This is a genomic window from Streptacidiphilus sp. MAP12-20 (assembly GCF_041262525.1).
Lineage (GTDB): Bacteria > Actinomycetota > Actinomycetes > Streptomycetales > Streptomycetaceae > Streptacidiphilus.
This window is the reverse complement of sequence record NZ_JBGCCK010000009.1, coordinates 246663-265915: the sequence shown is the minus strand read 5'-3', so window position 1 is coordinate 265915 and position 19253 is coordinate 246663. Positions and strand designations below refer to the sequence as shown.

The 19253-nt window shown below is 71.0% G+C and carries 15 protein-coding genes; 11 read left to right on the top strand and 4 right to left on the bottom strand.

The genetic code is table 11. The features are described from left to right. Window positions 1-5: 5 nt before the first annotated feature. Window positions 6-2168 carry a glycogen debranching N-terminal domain-containing protein gene (locus ABIA32_RS15120; RefSeq protein WP_370095096.1) on the top strand — a complete coding sequence of 721 codons (2163 nt, stop codon included), beginning with the start codon at window positions 6-8 and terminating at the stop codon, window positions 2166-2168. Here ABIA32_RS15120 and ABIA32_RS15115 read toward each other — a convergent pair. Further along, window positions 2073-3323, bottom strand: coding sequence for a glycosyltransferase family 4 protein (locus ABIA32_RS15115; protein ID WP_370095094.1), 1251 nt, complete (start codon window positions 3321-3323; stop codon window positions 2073-2075). The two genes, ABIA32_RS15120 and ABIA32_RS15115, sit on opposite strands and share 96 nt — an antisense overlap. A 158-nt stretch (window positions 3324-3481) precedes the next feature. Between ABIA32_RS15115 and ABIA32_RS15110 the strand changes: the two genes are divergently transcribed. From ABIA32_RS15110 to ABIA32_RS15100, 3 genes are read left to right on the top strand one after another with little or no spacing between them, the layout of a single operon-like run. Then, the gene (locus ABIA32_RS15110; RefSeq protein ID WP_370095092.1) at window positions 3482-4798 is read left to right on the top strand and encodes an AAA family ATPase; all 1317 of its coding nucleotides are present in this window, start codon (window positions 3482-3484) and stop codon (window positions 4796-4798) included. Further along, window positions 4795-6318 (top strand): hypothetical protein, encoded by a 1524-nt coding sequence (locus ABIA32_RS15105; protein ID WP_370095090.1) that lies wholly within the window; start codon window positions 4795-4797, stop codon window positions 6316-6318. The genes ABIA32_RS15110 and ABIA32_RS15105 overlap by 4 nt, the downstream gene beginning before the upstream one ends. Beyond that, a complete protein-coding gene (locus ABIA32_RS15100) occupies window positions 6315-7283 on the top strand; it encodes a heme A synthase (RefSeq protein ID WP_370095088.1) in 969 nt (322 codons plus the stop codon). Before ABIA32_RS15105 ends, ABIA32_RS15100 begins: the two co-directional genes overlap by 4 nt. 151 nt (window positions 7284-7434) lie before the next feature. On the opposite strand, the gene ABIA32_RS15095 is transcribed toward ABIA32_RS15100, so the two are convergent. Together ABIA32_RS15095 and ABIA32_RS15090 are read right to left on the bottom strand one after the other, a co-directional pair. Further along, window positions 7435-7764, bottom strand: coding sequence for a hypothetical protein (locus ABIA32_RS15095; RefSeq protein ID WP_370095086.1), 330 nt, complete (start codon window positions 7762-7764; stop codon window positions 7435-7437). A gap of 94 nt (window positions 7765-7858) precedes the next feature. Continuing rightward, window positions 7859-8800: a heme o synthase gene (locus ABIA32_RS15090; RefSeq protein WP_370095084.1), complete on the bottom strand. Its 942-nt coding sequence runs from the start codon at window positions 8798-8800 to the stop codon at window positions 7859-7861. A gap of 297 nt (window positions 8801-9097) precedes the next feature. Between ABIA32_RS15090 and tkt the strand changes: the two genes are divergently transcribed. From tkt to ABIA32_RS15055, 7 genes are all read left to right on the top strand, one after another. Continuing rightward, window positions 9098-11173 carry a transketolase gene (gene tkt, locus ABIA32_RS15085; protein ID WP_370095082.1) on the top strand — a complete coding sequence of 692 codons (2076 nt, stop codon included), beginning with the start codon at window positions 9098-9100 and terminating at the stop codon, window positions 11171-11173. A 32-nt stretch (window positions 11174-11205) separates the two neighbouring features. Next, window positions 11206-12324, top strand: coding sequence for a transaldolase (gene tal / locus ABIA32_RS15080; protein WP_370095080.1), 1119 nt, complete (start codon window positions 11206-11208; stop codon window positions 12322-12324). A gap of 74 nt (window positions 12325-12398) precedes the next feature. Continuing rightward, window positions 12399-13919, top strand: coding sequence for a glucose-6-phosphate dehydrogenase (gene zwf, locus ABIA32_RS15075; RefSeq protein WP_370095154.1), 1521 nt, complete (start codon window positions 12399-12401; stop codon window positions 13917-13919). Next, window positions 13916-14932 (top strand): glucose-6-phosphate dehydrogenase assembly protein OpcA, encoded by a 1017-nt coding sequence (gene opcA / locus ABIA32_RS15070; RefSeq protein WP_370095078.1) that lies wholly within the window; start codon window positions 13916-13918, stop codon window positions 14930-14932. Before zwf ends, opcA begins: the two co-directional genes overlap by 4 nt. Continuing rightward, window positions 14929-15711 carry a 6-phosphogluconolactonase gene (gene pgl / locus ABIA32_RS15065; RefSeq protein ID WP_370095075.1) on the top strand — a complete coding sequence of 261 codons (783 nt, stop codon included), beginning with the start codon at window positions 14929-14931 and terminating at the stop codon, window positions 15709-15711. The genes opcA and pgl overlap by 4 nt, the downstream gene beginning before the upstream one ends. A 282-nt stretch (window positions 15712-15993) precedes the next feature. Continuing rightward, complete coding sequence (locus tag ABIA32_RS15060; protein ID WP_370095073.1) at window positions 15994-16608, top strand: GNAT family N-acetyltransferase; 615 nt, start codon at window positions 15994-15996, stop codon at window positions 16606-16608. 116 nt (window positions 16609-16724) lie between these two features. Next, entirely contained in the window at window positions 16725-18206 is a 1482-nt protein-coding gene (locus tag ABIA32_RS15055; RefSeq protein WP_370095071.1) for an APC family permease, read from the top strand. Here the strand turns inward: ABIA32_RS15055 and ABIA32_RS15050 are convergent. Next, entirely contained in the window at window positions 18197-19126 is a 930-nt protein-coding gene (locus ABIA32_RS15050; protein WP_370095069.1) for a carbohydrate kinase, read from the bottom strand. The two genes, ABIA32_RS15055 and ABIA32_RS15050, sit on opposite strands and share 10 nt — an antisense overlap. Window positions 19127-19253 lie beyond the last annotated feature (127 nt).

The following is a 19253-nucleotide window of genomic DNA, read 5'->3' as shown; positions in this document are numbered from 1 at the left end:
CTTTGGTGTTCGAATCTGACGCCTCGTCCGTTCACGGAGCCCGGCAGCCGCTGCTGCACCAGGCCGCGATCTGTGTCGCCGCGCCCTCCTTCGCCGTGTCGGCGGCGGACGGGCAACTGCGCGGCCTGGGGGCGGACGGATTCTTCGACCGCGACCGCAGGCTGGTCGCCCGCCTGCTGCTGACCGTCGACGAGCGAGAACCTGAGGCCGTCGGCGCCTACCCGCAGGGACCGGACCGGATGCGCTTCGTCTCCGTGCTGCGCTACGCGGACGATCCGACCAGCCACGACCCCTCCATCCTCGTCGAGCGGATCCGCGAGGCGCGGGGCGTGGAGCGGCTGCGGATCCGCAATCTGGGCCAACGGCCGCGCCGCGTGCAGATCATGGTCGAGGCCGCCACCGACCTGGCCGGAGTCGAAGAGGTGCGCAAGGCCGCAGCGACCCTGCCGGCGCCTGCGACGGCGGGCGCCTCGTGGCTCAGCTGGGAGCGGGAGACCGACGGGCTACGGCTGACCGCCCGCCTCAGTGCGGACACCGAGGGCCAGGACCCGCCCAGCATCTCCGACGGGCCGGAAGGCGGCTGTCTGAGCTGGCCGACCGTGCTGCTGCCTGCGGGCGGACAGTGGCAGACCGTGCTGCGCATCAGCGGCGGGACCACACCCGCGCCGCGGGATCATCCGGACCGGCCGAGCACCCCACCCCCGTGGACCGAACCGGCCCTGGACGGCGACCGCCGGCTCGCCGCGCTGGTCCGCCGCGGCCTGGCCGACCTGGACGCGCTGCGCCTCGCGGACCCGCTCGGCCGCTCGGTGGACGCCCGCGGAGAGGTCCACGAGGACCAGTTCGTCGCCGCCGGCTGCCCCTGGTATCTCACCCTGTTCGGCCGCGACAGCATCTGGGCCGCCCGGATGCTGCTGCCGCTCGGCACCCGCCTCGCCCACGGCACGCTCTGGACCCTGGCCCGCCGTCAAGGCACGCAGCACGACGGCATCCGCGAGGAGGCCCCCGGCCGGATCCTGCACGAGCTGCGCACCCGCGACGCCCAGCACAGCCGCGGCCTGACCATTCCCGCCCGCTACTACGGCAGCATCGACGCCACCCCGCTCTTCGTCTCCTTGCTGGTGGACGCCTGGCGTTGGGGCCTGGCGGAGGCCGAGGTCGCCGAGCTGCTCCCGTACGCCGAGCGGGCGATGCAGTGGATCATCAGCAGCTGCGCGCGCGACGAGGCCGGGCTGCTGCGCTACCACGGCAGCGGCACTACCGGCCTGGGCCGGGGCCTGACGCACCACGGCTGGAAGGACTCCGACGACGCGATCCGCGATGCGCTCGGACGCCAGGTCCCGCCGCCGCTGGCGCTGTGCGAGGTCCAGGGCTACGCCTACGAGGCCGCCACCGGCCTGGCCGAGCTGCTCGCCGCCTTCGGCCGCACCGCCCGCGCTGCCGAACTCGACGCCTGGGCCGCGACGCTGCGCAAGAACTTCCACGACGCCTTCTGGGTGCCCTCCGCCGACGGACCGGCCCATCGTTACCCGGCCATCGCTGTCGGCCGCGGCCTGGTCCCGGTCACCGGCCCGGCTTCCAACATGGGGCACCTGCTGGCGACCGGCATTCTGGGTCCCGACGACTGCCGCGATGTCGCCGCCTGGCTGGCCTCCCCCGGCCTGGAGTCGGGCTGGGGCCTGCGCAGCCGTTCGGCCGCCCTGCCCGGGTTCAACCCGCTGAGCTACCACGGCGGCGCAGTCTGGCCCCACGACACCGCCATCGCGGTCCACGGCCTGTGCCGCACCGGGCACTTCGCGGCAGCCGGACTGCTCGCCGACGGCCTGCTCGAAGCAGCAGCGCACTTCCAGTACCGCGTCCCCGAGCTCTACTGCGGTGAGGCGCGCGTCGAAGACACCCCGGCGCCGCTCGACTACCCGGCCGCCTGTCGCCCTCAGGCCTGGTCGGCCGCCTCCGGCGTCGCCCTGCTCAGCGCGCTGCTCGGCCTCCACGCCGACGCGCCCCGCCGCACGCTCGGCGTCCGCCCGGCCCCCGGCCCACTCGCAGCACCGCTCACCGCGCGCGGTCTGCGGCTAGCCGACCGGGAGTTCGACGTCCTGGTGAACCGCGACGGCATGCCCGAGGTCCAAGGTCTCCCGCCCGGCTGGCGCGTGGCCGTCGAAGGCTGAGGGCGGCAGGACCCCGTGCTCGTCGAGATAGCGGTAGTACGAGATCAGCATGGTCGGGTAGCTGCGCTCGCTGTCGAAACGGTCCAGCACCCTGGTCCGCCCGTGCGTGCCCATCGTCCTGGCCAGCGCCGGGTCGTCCAGCAACTGAGCGATGGCGCGAGCCAGTTGCTCCACATCATCGGCGGGCACCACCAAACCGCTCTTCTTGTCCACGACCGCCTCGCTGTGCCCTCCGACCTGGGTGGCCACAACAGGCCGGGCCGCACACTGCGCCTCCAGAGCCGCGAGGCCGAGGGGCTCGTCGAAGACGGACGGGCAGAGCACGATGTGCGCGCGCTCGTACAGCGCGGGCATCTTGGCCCAGCCCGCCTCGACGAACTCGACCTGGTCCCGCAGTCGATGCTTCGCCACAAGGTCGTTCAGCCTGCCCCGGAATCCGTTCCGCTCACCGTGGTAGTCCACCTGCTTCGGGGTCTCGGTGAGCAGGAGTCGCAGGCGCGCACCGTCCGGGCGTCGGCTCACCAGGTCGGCGAAGGCGAGCAGCGCCTGCTCCGCGCCCTTGTCCGGGATCAGCCGGCCCGGGAGCAGAATGGTCGTCAGATCGTCGGGCAGCGAAGGGATGTCGCGGTACCGGGAAACCCCGACACCCAGGTAGGTCACCGTCGGGCGCGGGTGCAGTTTCAGGACGCTGGCGTAGGAGTCGGCCAGGAACTTCGAGACCACGCAGTGACCGTTCCATTCGCGCACGGCCTCAGCCGCAGGGTGGCCCGGCTCGTCCGGCCAGAGGCTGTGGTAGGTGTGCAGCAGCCGAAAGCCCAGCTTCGCGCGCAGCCTGGTCAGTGCCTGGGCCGGTTCCGGCTCGAAGTGGTGCAGGTTGTGGCCGTGCACCAGGTCGATCTCGCGTGTGCCGAGAGCCAGTTCCAGCCACCCCTCGAGCTGCGCGTCCCGCTCGTCGCGTCTGTCGGCCCGGGAGAGGTCAAGGCCCTCGTGGTAGAGCAGTTCGACGCCGTCGGGCACGTCGGCGTCGGGCGTGCCGGTGATGACCGTAACCCGATGTCCGGCCGCTGCGAGCCGTTGCGAGTACTCCCACAGGTGAGTCTCGACGCCGCCGACGGTGGGTGGGAACGCCCAGTGCACCAGCGCGATACCGAACATGGACGTGCTTCAGCTCCTCTGGCCACTTGTGCGCCCAGAGGACTCAACGACCCCGAGCCCTGCGAGGACACGGGCACAGGGCCCCCTTGCCGTGCCCTCGTACTGACGCTCCAATAGGGACAGCATGATGCCGCTTCCGGGAGCGGGCGGGGGCAAAAATGAGACAAGAGTCCCAGGAGCAACTGCACCGTCGCCGGGCAGGTGCGGCGGTTCTCTTCATGGTGAGCGGAGCATCCACGGCGACCGTGGTCCAGATGCTGGCGCAGACCAGCGTCCGGCCGGGTACGTGGCAGTTCTGGCTGCTGGTGGGATCCGGCGCGCTGCTGACCGCGCTGGTCTCGGTGTTGGGCCTGTACCCCGTGAAGACTCGCACCGGCCCCGAACACGCCCAGCCGAGCGGGACCACCGTGGCGACCGTCGTACCGGCGCACAACCTGCCGCCTCGCAGTGCCTACTTCACCGGCCGCGATCACGAACTCGCCCGACTGGAAGCCCTGTTGTCGGCACCGGTAGGCCGCAGGCTCGCGCAGCCGCGCGTCTGCGTCGTGCACGGGCTCGGCGGCATCGGGAAGTCGAGCCTGGCCCGCGCCTACGCGGAACAGCAGCGCGACAGCGTGCGGCTGGTCCGCTGGCTCAACGCCTCCCGGCCGAACACCCTACGGGGCGAACTGCTGGAGTTCGCCGCCTGCGTGGGCATCCCGTACGACGAGAGCCACACCGTCATGATCTCCCGACTCTGGGTGTGGCTGCGCGAACAGCCCTCCTGGCTCTTCGTCTACGACGACTGGGGCGGCGACGACCTACCGGTCGGCATGAACGGCGGCGGGGCACGGACGTTGAACGAGTTACTGCCCCCGGAGGGTCACGGTCAGGTGCTGGTGACCACGCAGCGGCGGGAGGAATGGAGCGCCCTCGACTACGGCGAGCTCGCGCTGGCTCCGCTGGCCCCGGAGGACGGCCTGCGCTTCCTCAGCGCCCGCACCCAGGTCGAACCCGCCGACCTGCGCGAGCTGGGCGATCAGCTCGGCTGGATGCCGATCGAGCTGGAGCGGGCCGGCGCCCACCTGGAACAGACCGGGATGGCACCGAAGGACTACCTCGACAGCCTGGAGAGCCTGCCGGCACGCAGTGCCCGCAGTGACGGCACGAACGGGAGTACCGGCGCCGCCAGAGGCACCTTCCAGATGGCACTCAACCACGTCGTCGAAACCGTCCCCGCCAGCCTTGACCTGCTGCGCCTGGCCTCCTTCCTCGCCTCCGAGGACGTACCGCGCAGCACGCTGTACCGCTACCGCGCCCTGCTGCCCGACCGGCTGCGCCAGGTGATGGGCGACCAGCCCGCCTTCAACGAGATGGTGCTGCTGCTCGTGCGCCACTCGCTGCTGCAGCGCGCGGGCGACGGCCGGCCGCGCCCATCACTTACGCCCTGCACCGGACCGTACAGCGCAGCATCCGTGCGGACCTCGACCCGGTGAGTCGGCTGGAGTGGTCGCAGGCCGCCGTCCGGCTGATCGAGGCGGCCTTCCCGCACTCCCTCGACCAGCCGGACGCACGGGCGCTCTGCGAACGGCTGATGCCCCATGTCGAGGCCAGCACGAGCGAGTTGAGCTGGGGCGACGAGGACGCCGACCCGGCCGGGCGGGAAGCCGTGGTGCGACTGCTGCACCGGGCGGCGAAATATCAGGAGTACCGGTGCGACTGGAAGCGCGCCCTCACGCTGTACCGCAAGGAGGCCGGGCTGAGGGACCTGGACATCGGTATGCCGGTCGACCGGGCCGCGGCCTGGCTCGCCGTGGGCAGGCAGCACTTCTCGCTCGCCTCGCTGGACCTGGCAGAGGGCACCTGCCGACGTGCCCTGCGGCTCTGCGAGGAGCCGACCGCCGATCCGGCCTTTCTCACCCTGCGCGCGCAGGCGCTCTGCGAACTGGCCGGCATCCTCCGCGAGCGCGCGGAGTTCGACCAGGCGTTGGCCGCCGCCCACGAGGCGATCAGCCTCTACGAGGTGCACGGCCACGGCTACGGGACGCTCGACTGGGCCGTCGCCGAGCAGCAGGCCGGGCTCATCCACCGCAACGCCGGACGCCTGCGCGAGGCCTCCGCCTGTTACGAACGCGCCTCCGCGCTGGTGCCGCCGCCGGGCAGCCAGGAGCCGGCCGAGCACCAGCTCTTCCGGGCCTCCCTGCTGCGCGGCCTCGGCATCGTCGCCCAGGACGCCGGCCTGCTGGACATGGCCGAGAACCGGCTGCGTGAGGCGCTCGCGGTCTTTCGCGATGCGACGGGACCGGACTTCGACTCGGCGCAGATCGCCAAGTTCCTGGCCGACGTACTGCGCCGCCGCGCCGAGGAGGACCGGCGTCGACCGCTGTGGCACCTCACGGCCCGCCGCCGCAGCCGGGCCAGGCTGCACGAAGCCGCAGCGCTGCTCGCGCCCGCCGTGGCGCTGCACCGCAGCCGCGGCGAGACGGACGAGCAGATGTACGCGGCCTGCCTCAACAAGCGCGGCTCGCTGGAACTCGCCCTGCACCGCCGCCGCGCCGCGCGGGCGACGCTCACCCAGGCCGAGGAGATCTACAGCACCCACTACGAGTCCGACCACCCCTATCGCGCGAAGACCCTGGCCCGCCTCGGCCCGGTCCTGCTCGCCCTGCACCAGCGCGAGCAGGCGGAGCTCACGCTCCGGGAGGCGAAGCGGATCTTCGAGAACCGGCTCGGCCCGGACCATCCGTGCCTGATCGCCGTCTACCAGCGCCTCGCCGACTGCCTCGACCGCACGCCCCGCCGCGCCGGCCGAGCCCGGCGAGCCCAGGCCGCCGCCGAGGCGTCGGGGCTCCGCGAGCAGGCGGCCCGGATCACCGGCCTGGTCCGGGTCGGCGCTCTCGGGCTGACGATCGAGGAGAACGCGGAGGTCAGCGCCTCTCCGGCACGCGGGCGGCCGAGTCTGCGGGTCCCGGTAGCGCCCCCCGTCCAGAGGCCGGGCAGCCGCGAACTACCATGAATCGCGTGCGTACCCCCTTCTCCCTCCTCGCCGAGCGCGTCACCGTCCCGGACCGCTGGGTCCGGTATGCGGCGCTGGCGACGCTGGTGTGCAGCGTCCTGATCATCGTCACCGGCGGCGCGGTGCGGCTGACCGGCTCCGGCCTCGGCTGCCCGACCTGGCCCACCTGCACGTCGTCGACGCTCGCGCCGACGTCCGCGATGGGCGTCCACGGCCTGATCGAGTTCGGCAACCGGATGCTGACGGACGTCATCTGCGTCATCGTCGGCCTGGCGATCCTCGCGTCGCGCTGCGCGAAGCCGTGGCGCAAGGACGTGACGCGGCTCGGGTGGTACCAGTTCTGGATCATCGTGGCCGAGGCCGTCATCGGCGGGATCACGGTGCTGACGCACCTGAACCCCTACGTGGTGTCGCTGCACTTCCTGTGCTCGATGCTGCTGATCGTCACCTCGCTGGCGATGTGGCAGCGCACCCGCGAGGGCGACGGCGCGCCGGTACGCACGGTCGGCCGCCCGATCATTCACCTCTCGCGGGTGACGGTGGCGGTGACGGCCCTGCTGGTCGTCGCGGGCACGCTGGTCACCGGCACCGGCCCGCACCCGGGCGACAGCAGCGACGTGAAGCGGATGCCGTTCAACTGGGACAAGATCACCCAGTTCCACGCGGATTTCGCGATGATCACGGTCGGCCTGGCCGTGGCCATGCTCTTCGTCCTGATGGCCGTCGACGCGCCGAGCGCTCCGCGCCGCGCGGCGAAGGGGTTCCTTGCGGTCCTGCTGGCGCAGGGCGTCCTGGGCTTCGTCCAGTACTTCACGCACGTGCCGGAGCTGCTGGTCGGCATCCACCTGCTCGGCGCCGCGCTCTGCTGGATCGCGGTCCTCAGGCTGCACCTCTCGCTGCGCGTGCGGCCGGAATCCGACGCCCTGCCCCGCCCCGCCGACATCGAGGCACTCGCAGCCGTCTAGGCAGAACGTGCAGTTGCACCATCAGGGGCGCGAGGAACTGCGCGACAAGCCACCGACATGCGGGTGGTCCTCAACGCTCAGGGCCATCCGCACAGGGGGGTTTCTCGCGCAGTTCCTCGCGCCCCTAGGTGGTGCAACTGCGCCTTGCGCCTCAGCCGAGCTGGATGCCTGACATGCGACGCCACTCGTACGCGCTCGTCCTCACCCGCAGGCCCAGCTCGCCCTCGAAGCTCTCCGCGCGGGTGATCCCGGCCAGCTCCACCGCGCGCTCGGCCACCGCGTAGGTGGGGGCGACCTGGTCGCCCCACGCGCCGTCCGCGCCGACCAGCGCGATGCGGGTGGCGATTCCGCCCACGTACTCGACGACCCCGTCGGCGGAGCCACCGTGCGCGGCGGCGAAGGCCTTGACGTTCTTGGCGATGCGCGCGGCGCGCTTCTCGTCGCGCGGGGACAGGACGTTGGCGGTGGTCTCTTCGGTCATGGACAGCAGATTACTCAGGGGTAGCCGGACATACGACCGGGCCCCGGTGTGCAGTAACGCACATCGGGGCCCGGGACAGTCAGAACCAATCGAACTACTTCAGGAAGGGGTCGATCGCGATCTCGACGAACAGCAGCGTCAGATAGGTGATCGACCAGTGGAACAGCCGCATCTCCTTGAGCTTCGCGCCCGTCACCCCGGCCTTCGCCCGCGCGAGCAGACCGTGCGCCTCCTTGAGCCACAGCACGCCCAACGCGACCGCGGTGACCGGGTAGGCCACGCTCGTGTGGCCCAGCGGCCACAGCGCCAAGGACACCGCGACCATCACCCAGCTGTAGGCGACGATCTGCTTGGCCACAGCCTCGTTCGTCGCCAGCACCGGCAGCATCGGGATGCCGGCGTTGGCGTAGTCCTCCTTCACCTTCATCGACAGCGGCCAGTAGTGCGGCGGCGTCCAGAAGAAGATGACCAGGAAGAGCACGACCGGCGCCCACGCCAGCGAGTTCGTCACCGCCGACCAGCCGATGAAGACCGGCATGCAGCCCGCGATCCCGCCCCAGACGATGTTCTGGGAGGTCCGTCGCTTCAGGCCCAGCGTGTAGACGAAGACATAGAAGAGGAGCGCCGTCAGCGACAGCGCCGCGCTCAACGGGTTGACCAGGAGCGCGAACCACGCCGTCGAGCCGACGGCCAGGCTGATGCCGAAGACCAGGCACTCGCGCGGCGAGACCATGCCGGTCACCAGCGGGCGCTGTTCGGTCCGGTGCATCAACGCGTCGATGTCACGGTCGATGTACATGTTGAGCGCGTTGGCGCCACCCGCGGAGAGGTAGCCGCCGACCACGACGGTCAGCACCAGCAGCAGATCAGGGACACCTCGCTGGGCCAGGAACATCACCGGGACGGTGGTGATCAGCAGCAGCTCGATGATCCGCGGTTTGGTCAGTGCGATGAAGGCCCCGACACGGGCCTTCAGCGGCCGATGCCCGGGGTTCCCTTTGACCAGACCGGCCGGACGTGTTTCGACGGCGGTCACGAACACCCCTGGTTGATGAAGCTCAGCAGTACCACGCCACCTTAGACGCTCCATATCTCCGGCTCGGCGGCGGGGCCCCGTGTCGGGGCAAAGCCCGTCGTAAGCGCACCGAAAAGCCCTCGTCGCGCAGCGGTCAGGCCGCCGTAACCAGGTTGCCCCGTTCAACGGGAACGCTTGCTCGTATGAGCGGTAGGCTCGCTTTTGTAAAGAGGGTCAACGCTCTGTGCCCAGTAACCGCCGCCGAAGCCGGCTCCTGGCGCGGGTCGAATGTCGTTACGGAAGGAGCCCTGATTCAGGGTGAGCACGACGCCGAGCAACACCTTCGAGTGGACCGAGCTTGACCAGCGGGCGGTGGACACTGTTCGCGTGCTGGCGGCGGACGCCGTCCAGAAGGTCGGGAACGGACACCCCGGTACGGCGATGAGCCTGGCCCCGGCCGCGTACCTGATCTACCAGCGTTTTCTGCGCCACGACCCCTCCGACGCGCAGTGGGTCGGCCGCGACCGCTTCGTGCTGTCGCCGGGACACACCTCGCTGACGCTCTACATCCAGCTCTACCTCTCGGGCTACGGCCTGACCCTGGAGGACCTCGAGTCCTTCCGCACCTGGGGCTCGCTGACGCCGGGCCACCCCGAGCACGGCCACACCGTCGGCGTCGAGACGACGACCGGTCCGCTCGGCCAGGGTGTCGGCAACGCCGTCGGCTTCGCGATGGCCAGCCGCTACGAGCGCGGTCTGTTCGACCCGGAGGCTCCCGAGGGGGCCTCCCCGTTCGACCAGACGATCTGGGCGATCGTCTCCGACGGCGACCTGGAGGAGGGCATCTCCTCCGAGGCGTCCTCGCTGGCCGGCCACCAGAAGCTGGGCAACCTGGTCTTCCTCTACGACGACAACCACATCTCCATCGAGGGCGACACCGAGACCGCCTTCTCCGAGGACGTCCTGAAGCGTTACGAGGCGTACGGCTGGCACGTGCAGCGCATCCAGCCCGCCGCGTCCGGCGACATCGACGTGCACGCGCTGAACGACGCGCTCACCGCCGCCAAGGCCGAGACGGGCAAGCCGTCCATCATCGCGATGCGCACGATCATCGCCTGGCCGGCCCCGAACGCGCAGGACACCGAGGCCGCGCACGGCTCCGCCCTGGGCGCGGACGAGGTCGCCGCGACCAAGCGCGTGCTCGGCTTCGACCCGGAGAAGTCCTTCGACGTCGAGCCCGAGGTGCTCGCGCACGCCCGCAAGGTCGGCGAGCGCGGCGCGCAGGCCAAGGCCGAGTGGGAGAAGCAGCTCGCCGACTGGCGCACCGCCAACCCGGCCCAGGCCGCCCTCTTCGACCGCGTGACGGCCGGCGAGCTCCCGGAGGGCTGGGAGCAGAGCATCCCCGCCTTCGAGACCGGCTCCTCCGTCGCCACCCGCGCCGCCTCCGGCAAGGTACTGCAGGGCCTGGGCAAGGTGCTGCCGGAGCTGTGGGGCGGCTCGGCCGACCTCGCGGGCTCCAACAACACCACCATCGACGCCTCGTCCTCCTTCCTGCCGGTCGGCAACCCGCTGCCCGAGGCGAACCCGTACGGCCGCACGGTGCACTTCGGCATCCGTGAGCACGCCATGGGTTCGACCATGAACGGCATCGCGCTGCACGGGAACACCCGCATCTACGGCGGCACCTTCCTGGTCTTCTCCGACTACATGCGTCCGGCGGTCCGCCTGGCCGCGCTGATGAAGCTGCCGGTCACCTACGTGTGGACGCACGACTCCATCGGCCTCGGCGAGGACGGCCCGACCCACCAGCCGGTCGAGCACCTCGCGGTGCTGCGCGCCATCCCGGGCATGAACGTGGTCCGCCCGGCCGACGCCAACGAGACGGCCGTCGCCTGGGCCGAGATCATGCGCCGCCACAGCGCCAAGCCGGCCCCGCACGGTCTCGCGCTGACCCGTCAGGGCGTGCCGACCTACGCCCGCAACGAGGACACCGCCAAGGGCGGCTACGTCCACACCGAGGCCGAGGGCGGCGACGCCAAGGTCGTCCTGATCGGCACCGGCTCCGAGCTCCAGCTGGCCGTCGCCGCGCGCGAGGCGCTGCAGGCCGAGGGCATCCCGGCCCGCGTGGTCTCGATGCCGTCGGTGGAGTGGTTCGAGGAGCAGTCCAAGGAGTACCGCGACAGCGTGCTGCCGCCGTCCGTCAAGGCGCGTGTCGCGGTCGAGGCCGGCATCGGCCTGACCTGGTACCGCTTCGTCGGCGAGGCCGGACGCATCGTCAGCCTGGAGCACTTCGGCGCCAGCGCCGACGCCAAGGTGCTCTTCCGCGAGTTCGGGTTCACGCCCGAGGCCGTGACCGCCGCAGCGAGGGAATCTCTCTCGGCCGCCGGTAGCTGAACCCTTCGAATACGCGAGGAAAGAGTTTCATCATGACTGACGCATTGAAGCGCCTCAGCGACGAGGGCGTGGCGATCTGGCTGGACGACCTGTCCCGCAAGCGGCTGACCTCGGGGAACCTGGCCGAGCTGGTCCGCGACAAGCACGTGGTGGGTGTCACCACCAACCCGTCGATCTTCCAGAAGGCGATCGGCAGCGGCGACGGTTACGAGGCCCAGCTGGCCGACCTGGCCGTGCGCGGGGTCACCGTCGAAGAGGCCGTGCGGATGATGACCTCCGCCGACGTCCGCGACGCGGCCGACGTGCTGCGCCCGGTCTACGACGCGAGCAACGGCCGCGACGGCCGGGTCTCCATCGAGGTCGACCCGCGCCTGGCGCACGAGACGGCGCCGACCATCGCCGAGGCCAAGCAGCTGTGGTGGCTGGTCGACCGCCCGAACACCCTGATCAAGATCCCGGCCACGGTCGAGGGCCTGCCCGCGATCACCGCGGTGCTCGCCGAGGGCATCAGCGTCAACGTGACGCTGATCTTCTCGCTCGACCGCTACAAGGCCGTCATGGACGCCTTCGTGACCGGTCTGGAGCAGGCCAAGGCCAACGGCCACGACCTCTCCACGATCGAGTCCGTCGCCTCCTTCTTCGTCTCCCGCGTGGACACCGAGATCGACAAGCGACTGACCAAGATCGGTACCGAGGAGGCGCTCGCCCTCAAGGGGCGGGCCGCGATCGCCAACGCGCGGCTCGCCTACGAGGCGTACGAGGCCGTGTTCAGCAGCGACCGCTGGAACGCGCTGGCCGCCGCCGGCGCGAAGCCGCAGCGTCCGCTCTGGGCCTCGACGGGCGTCAAGGACCCGAGCTACGACGACACGATGTACGTCGTCGAGCTGGTCGCCCCCGGCACGGTCAACACCATGCCCGAAGCCACCCTGGACGCCGTCGCCGACCACGGCGTCGTCCGCGGGGACACCGTCAAGAGCAACTACGCCGACGCCCAGGGCGTGCTCGACAAGCTCGCCGCGCTCGGCGTCTCCTACGACGACGTCGTCCAGGTGCTCGAGGACGAGGGCGTCGACAAGTTCGAGGTCTCCTGGAAGGAACTCCTGGAGACCGTGCAGCAGTCCCTCGACGCGAAGGGCGGCTCGGCCAAGTGACCGATCCAGCGGCGGTGGCGGACGACGCCATCATCGACGGGTTCCTGCCTGACGACGAGTCGGGCGAGACCAACGTGTGGATCAACCCGCTGCGTGATCAGGCGGACCGGCGGCTCCCGCGCATCGCGGGGCCGTCCGGGCTCGTCATCTTCGGCGTCACCGGCGACCTGTCGCGCAAGAAGCTGATGCCGGCCGTCTACGACCTGGCCAACCGCGGCCTGCTGCCGCCGGGCTTCTCGCTCGTCGGCTTCGCCCGCCGCGACTGGGAGGACGAGGACTTCGCGCAGGTCGTGCACGACTCCGTCAAGGAGCACTCGCGCACGCCCTTCCGCGAGGAGGTCTGGCAGCAGCTGGCCAAGGGCATGCGCTTCGTCCAGGGCGAGTTCGTGGACGACGCGGCCTTCGAGAAGCTGCGCGAGACCATCGAGGAGCTGGACAAGGCGCAGGGGACGGGCGGCAACTTCGCCTTCTACCTGTCCGTGCCGCCGAAGTTCTTCCCGCAGGTGGTGCAGCAGCTCAAGGCCCACGGCCTGGCCGACCCGCCCAAGGGCTCCTGGCGCCGGGCTGTGATCGAGAAGCCCTTCGGGCATGACCTCGCGTCCGCGCAGGAGCTGAACAAGGTCGTCCACGAGGTCTTCCCGCGCGACGAGGTCTTCCGGATCGACCACTATCTCGGCAAGGAGACGGTCCAGAACATCCTGGCGTTGCGCTTCGCCAACACCATGTTCGAGCCGATCTGGAACCGCGGTTACGTCGACCACGTGCAGATCACCATGGCCGAGGACATCGGCATCGGCGGCCGCGCGGGCTACTACGACGGCATCGGCGCGGCCCGTGACGTCATCCAGAACCATCTGCTGCAGCTCCTGGCGCTGACCGCGATGGAGGAGCCCGCGTCCTTCCACCCCAAGGCGCTGGTCGGCGAGAAGCTCAAGGTGCTGTCCGCGGTGCGGATCCCGGAGGATCTGGGCAAGCACACCGTGCGCGGCCAGTACGCGCACGGCTGGCAGGGCGGCGAGGAGGTGCTCGGCTACCTGGAGGAGGAGGGGATCGACCCCAAGTCCAAGACCGACACCTTCGCGGCCGTCAAGCTGGAGATCAACAACCGCCGCTGGGCGGGCGTCCCGTTCTACCTGCGCACCGGCAAGCGGCTCGGCCGGCGCGTCACCGAGATCGCGGTCGTCTTCCAGCGGGCCCCCTACCTGCCCTTCGACGCCGCGGCGACGGAGGAGCTGGGCCAGAACGCGCTGGTCATCCGGGTCCAGCCGGACGAGGGCGTCACCGTCCGGTTCGGCTCCAAGGTGCCGGGCACCTCGATGGAGGTGCGGGACGTGACGATGGACTTCGCCTACGGCGAGTCGTTCACCGAGTCCAGCCCGGAGGCCTACGAGCGGCTGATCCTGGACGTGCTGCTCGGGGACGCGAACCTGTTCCCGCGCCACCAGGAGGTCGAGGAGTCCTGGCGGATCCTGGACCCGATCGAGCAGTACTGGGACAAGCACGGCCGTCCCGCGCAGTATCAGGCGGGCACCTGGGGCCCCGAGGAAGCGGACGAGATGCTCGCACGAGACGGCAGGAGCTGGCGTCGGCCATGAAGATCGATCTGACGGACACCAACTCCAGCAAAATCAACGCAGCGCTGATCGAGGCCCGGCGGGCCATCGGCACGGCGAGCGTCGGCATGGTGCTGACCCTGGTCATCGTCACCGACGAGGGCAGCGCCTACGACGCGCTCAAGGCCGCCTCCGACGCCTCGCGCGAGCACCCCTCGCGCATCCTGGCCGTCATCAAGCGTCCGGGGCGCTCGCCCCGGGCGCGGTCCCAGGCGCGGCTGGACGCCGAGGTCCGCGTCGGCTCCGACTCTGGCACCGGTGAAACGGTCCTGCTGCGGCTGCACGGCGAAATCGCCCAGCAGGCGCAGTCGGTCGTGCTGCCGCTGCTGCTGCCGGACGCCCCGGTGGTCGTCTGGTGGCCGGAGAACGCGCCGCAGAGCCCCTCCGAGGACCCGCTGGGCGCGCTGGCCCAGCGCAGGATCACCGACGCCGTGACGGCGGAGAACCCGGTCAAGCAGCTCGCTGCCCGCGCCGAGTCCTACGCCCCCGGCGACACCGACCTGGCCTGGACCCGGATCACCGGGTGGCGCTCGATGCTCGCGGCGGCACTGGACCAGCGGCACGTGACGATCGAGTCCGCCTCGGTCGAGGGCGAGTCGTACAACCCGAGCACCGAGCTGCTGGCGCTGTGGCTGGCCGAGCGACTGAAGATCAGGGTCGAGCGGACGGTCAGCGACGGCCCCGGCATCACCGCCGTCCGGCTGCACACGGCCGAGGGCGACGTCTGCCTGGACCGCCCGGACGGGCTGCTGGCCAAGCTCTCGATGCCGGGCCAGCCGGACCGGATGGTCGCGCTCAAGCGCCGGGAGACCTCGGAGCTCATCGCCGAGGAGCTGCGCCGGCTCGACCCGGACCTGATCTACGCCTCGGCGGTGCGCTACGGCGTGGAGAAGCTGCACGAGACCTCGTCCACCAGCGAGGTCGTCGAGCCGCCGACGTCGGCGAAGCCTGCTGCCAAGAAGCCGACGGCTTCGGCGTCCAGGACGCAGAAGTGACGGCACCCCAGTTGGTCGTCCACCGCGACAAGGAGCTCATGGCCCTTGCCGCGGCGGCACGGCTGATCACCCGGATCGTGGACGCCCAGTCCGCGCGTGGCACCGCCTCGGTGGTGCTGACGGGCGGCCGTAACGGCAACGCGCTGCTGGCGGCGGTCGCGGCCTCCCCCGCGCGGGACGCGATCGACTGGGCCCGGCTGGATCTGTGGTGGGGCGACGAGCGGTTCCTCCCCGAGGGGGACCCGGAGCGCAACTACACCCAGGCCCGCGACGAGCTCCTCGACGCGGTGCCTCTGGACCCGGCGCGGGTGCACCCGATGCCGGCCTCCGACGGCCCTGACGGCGACGACCCGGAGGCGGCCGCCGCCTCCTACGCCGCCGAACTGGCGAAGGCCGCCAGCCCGCAGGAGCGCCTGCTGGTGCCGACCTTCGACGTGCTGCTGCTGGGTGTCGGGCCCGACACCCACGTGGCCTCGCTCTTCCCCGAGCACCCGGGTGTCCGGGAGACCGAGCTGACCGTCGTCGGCGTCAGGGGCGCACCCAAGCCCCCGCCGACCCGCGTCTCGCTCACCCTCCCGGCGATCCGCGCCGCCCGCGAGGTCTGGCTCCTCGCGGCGGGCGAGGACAAGGCCGACGCTGTCGCCCTGGCCCTCTCCGGCCCCGGCGAACTCCAGGCCCCGGCCTCGGGCGCGGTCGGCCGCCAGCGCACCCTCTGGCTCCTCGACCGCGCGGCGGCGTCCCAGCTCCCACCGCAGCTGTACCCGCCGGACGTGGCCTGACCCGCTTGCGCCTCCGGCGCGTGAGCGCGACAGGTCACAACGGAGAGCCGGTTGCACCATCAGGGGCGCGGGGCTCCGCTTGATCAACTGCCTGCCCGAACAACCACTGACAAGGGGGTACCCACGGCCGAAGGCCGGGGGAGAATGGCCCTGCACGTTCGGGGCTCTACCTCCCGGGTCGCTGGTCGCGCAGGCAGTTGATCAAGCAGGGTCTCGCGCCCCTGGTGGTGCAACTGAACCTTGCGGCGGACATCTGGTCGCGCGTTGGATAGCATCCCCGCCATGGGGGATATAACGGTGCGTCAGGCGGTCGAGGCGGACCGCGTCGAGCTCGCAGCCGTGCTGGCGCGGGCGTTCTACGAGGATCCGCAGTTCAGGTGGGCGCTGCCGGACCAGCGGAGCCGGCTGCGGCGGATCGAGCGGATCTTCAACACGATCCTGCGGTACGAGGCGCTGCGCCACGGCACCATCCAACTCGCCGAGCGCGCGGGGACGATCGTCGGCGGCGCGGTCTGGCTGCCACCGGACCACTGGCGTGATCCGCTGTACCGACAGGTGCTCACCGCGCCCGGCTTCCTGCGCGGCTACGGGCGGCGGATCCGCTACGGCGACATGTTCCAACGGGCCAGCTGGAAGGTCCACCCGCACGAACCGCACTGGTACCTCTACATCATCGGCGTCGAGCCGGACCAGCAGGGCCACGGCATCGGCGCCGCGCTGCTGCGGGCGGGCCTGGAGCGCGCGGACGCCGACGGGCTGCCCGCGTACCTGGAGTCCAGCGACATCGCGAACGTGCCGCTCTACGAGCACTTCGGCTTCGAGGTGACCGGCGCGGTCGCCCTGCCCGCCGGGGCACCGGAGATCCCGACGATGTGGCGTCCAAAGACAAGGTGTTAATGCGGCGTATGGACGGTTAACGCAGTGCCAGGTGTGTTGAGCTGCGCAAACGCGGAAACTCAAGGGGTTCCGGATCCCCGGAGATGATCCTTCCGCTTTTGTAGATCGGGGTGGGAATGCCACCGACCGCCGTTGTTCCGGCCGTGCAGCGACTGACCACCCCGCGCCGGGTGAAGCTGATGCCCCTCGTGGCGCTCATCTTCTTCAGCGTCTCCGGCGGCGCCTACGGCATCGAAGGGCTCTTCTCGACCTCCGGGCCCGGCATGGGCCTGCTGCTGATCGTGGTCACCCCGCTGATCTACAGCATCCCGCACGCGCTGGTCTGCGCCGAGCTCGGCACGGCCATCCCCGTCGACGGCGGTTTCTACCACTGGGTGCGCCGCGGCCTCGGCAACTTCTGGGGTTTCCAGCAGGGCATCCTGCGCTGGGTCTGCAGCTTCGTCGACATGGCCGTCTACCCGGTCCTCTTCACCAGCTACCTGCAGAGCATGGCCGCCGCGGTCGCGCCGGGGAAGCACGTGCCCTTCACCCTGGGCCACTTCCAGTTCGATCTGAACTGGTTCATCTGTCTGGCCGTCATCGTCGTCTTCACCCTGGTCAACCTCCTCGGCGCGGCCTGGGTCGGCGACTCCTCCGTCATCTTCGCGATCATCTGCCTGACCCCGATGCTGCTGCTCACCGTCGTCGGCCTGGTGCACCTGATCAGTCACGGCACCAACCCCGTCGGCCAGTTCACCACCAGCGCCGACCAGTCCACCTGGAACGCCTTCGGCGCGGGCCTCTTCCTGGCCATGTGGAACTACAGCGGCTGGGACAGCGTCTCCACCGTCGCGGGCGAGATGGAGAACCCCCGCAAGCACCTGCCCAAGGCGCTCGGGGTCTCGGTCGTCCTGATCGCCGTCGGCTACCTGCTCCCCTCGCTCGCCTCGCTGGCCGTCGGCGGGGGCGGCGACGCCGGCTGGAAGAACTGGCAGAGCGGCTCCTTCTCCGACGTGGCGAAGGCGCTGGCCGGTCCCTGGCTCCAGATCACGGTCACCGTCGGCGGCATGTTCGCCTCGGTGGCGATGTTCTCCGCGCTGCTGGCCTCCAACGCGCGGCTCCCCTTCGTGCTGGCCGAGGACGGCTACTTCCCGGGCTGGGTCGCGAAGAAGAGCGCGCGGCGGCAGGTTCCGCTGGTGTCGATCATCGGCTCCTCGGTGATCTACGCGCTGTTCTGCCTCAGCAGCTTCAGCAATCTGATCATCGTGGACGTCTTCCTCACCAACATCAGCCTGCTGCTCCAGGTCGCCGCGCTGATCGCGCTGCGCATCCGCGAGCCGGAGCTTGAGCGCCCCTACCGGATCCCCGGCGGCTGGTTCTCACTCGCCGCGATCACGCTGAGTCTGCTCGGCGTCTGCGCCTGGGCCGCGTGGAACCAGTACGTGGCCAACGGGACCCAGGCGGTCACCTACTGCCTCTACGTCGTGGGCGGCTCGACCCTGCTCTACCTGCCCCTGGCCTGGCGCCGCCGCCGGCTCCTGGCCCGGCAGCCGAGTCTGGTCGCCGCCGTCGGCCAGGTGCACGCCGAACAGCAACTCGCCGCTCAGGCTCAGGGCTGACGCAGGGCCGCCGCCAACTCCTCGCGGGTGGGCGGCTGCGCGCCGGCGCGGGTGCAGGCGAGCGCGCCCGCCGCGGCGCAGCGGCGCAGCAGCGCCGTCAGTTCGGCGGCACTCTCCGGCAGGCGGACCCCCTCTGAACCGAACAGGCCGTCCAGCAGCGCCGACTCGAACGCGTCGCCCGCCCCGATGGTGTCCACCACCGTGACCTGCGGTGCGGGGATCTCCGCCCGGTGACGGTCGGTCAATGCCAGTGCGCCCGCGCCGCCTCGGGTGACCACGACCAGGCGGGGGCCCAGCTCCAGCAGGGCGCGGGCCGCCTCCTCGGGCGTGCGGTCCGGCCAGAGCCAGCCGAGGTCCTCGTCGCTGGCCTTGACCACGTCCGCCACCCGCACGATCCGTTCGGCGGCACTCCGATAGGCGTCCCGGTCCGGCTGAACGGCGGGGCGGACGTTGAGGTCGACCGAGACCGCGCGTCCCGGCTCGCTGCGGAACGCGGCGCAGGTTTCCACGACGCGCGTCGCGCCGGGCTGGACGACCACCGCGAGAGAGCCGGTGTGCAGCAGGGTCACCTCCGGCTCCAGCGGAAGCTCGACCGGGTCCCAGGCGGTGAGGAAGTCGTAGTCGGCCGCGCCGGTCCCGCGGTCGACGTGGGCCAGGGCGATCATCGTCCTGCCGGAGGCGTCAGGCGCGCGGCGCACCCGCAGTCCGGCGGCGGCGAGATGCTTCGCGACCAGCGCGCCGGGCGCGTCGTCGCCCCAGGTGGTGACCAGGGTGACCGGCCGGTCCAGGCGCTGCAGCCCGAGCGCGACGTTCGCGGGGCTGCCCCCGGCGTGGGCGCTCAGCGTCGTGGACCCGTTCGGCCAGACGAGATCGACCAGTGCCTCGCCGATCACCGCGACACTCCGACCGTCGACTGCCATGGTGGTGTTCCCTCTCCTCAGTGCAAGGTCGTTGCGGTGCTGGGCAGTTGTGACGCGCGGTCGCACTCCGACCGATGCGGGGGCGCGAGCTCGGCGCGGGGGGAAGGGTGTGGGGATCGGCCGCGTG

Bases quoted from the DNA above. Each gene is read 5' to 3' on its own strand.
- ABIA32_RS15115 (WP_370095094.1), bottom strand. From the start codon at position 3,323: ATGTTCGGTATCGCGCTGGTGCACTGGGCGTTCCCACCCACCGTCGGC.
- ABIA32_RS15110 (WP_370095092.1), top strand. From the start codon at position 3,482: ATGAGACAAGAGTCCCAGGAGCAACTGCACCGTCGCCGGGCAGGTGCG.
- ABIA32_RS15100 (WP_370095088.1), top strand. From the start codon at position 6,315: ATGAATCGCGTGCGTACCCCCTTCTCCCTCCTCGCCGAGCGCGTCACC.
- ABIA32_RS15095 (WP_370095086.1), bottom strand. From the start codon at position 7,764: ATGACCGAAGAGACCACCGCCAACGTCCTGTCCCCGCGCGACGAGAAG.
- tal (WP_370095080.1), top strand. From the start codon at position 11,206: ATGACTGACGCATTGAAGCGCCTCAGCGACGAGGGCGTGGCGATCTGG.
- opcA (WP_370095078.1), top strand. From the start codon at position 13,916: ATGAAGATCGATCTGACGGACACCAACTCCAGCAAAATCAACGCAGCG.
- ABIA32_RS15060 (WP_370095073.1), top strand. From the start codon at position 15,994: ATGGGGGATATAACGGTGCGTCAGGCGGTCGAGGCGGACCGCGTCGAG.
- ABIA32_RS15055 (WP_370095071.1), top strand. From the start codon at position 16,725: ATGCCACCGACCGCCGTTGTTCCGGCCGTGCAGCGACTGACCACCCCG.
- ABIA32_RS15050 (WP_370095069.1), bottom strand. From the start codon at position 19,126: ATGGCAGTCGACGGTCGGAGTGTCGCGGTGATCGGCGAGGCACTGGTC.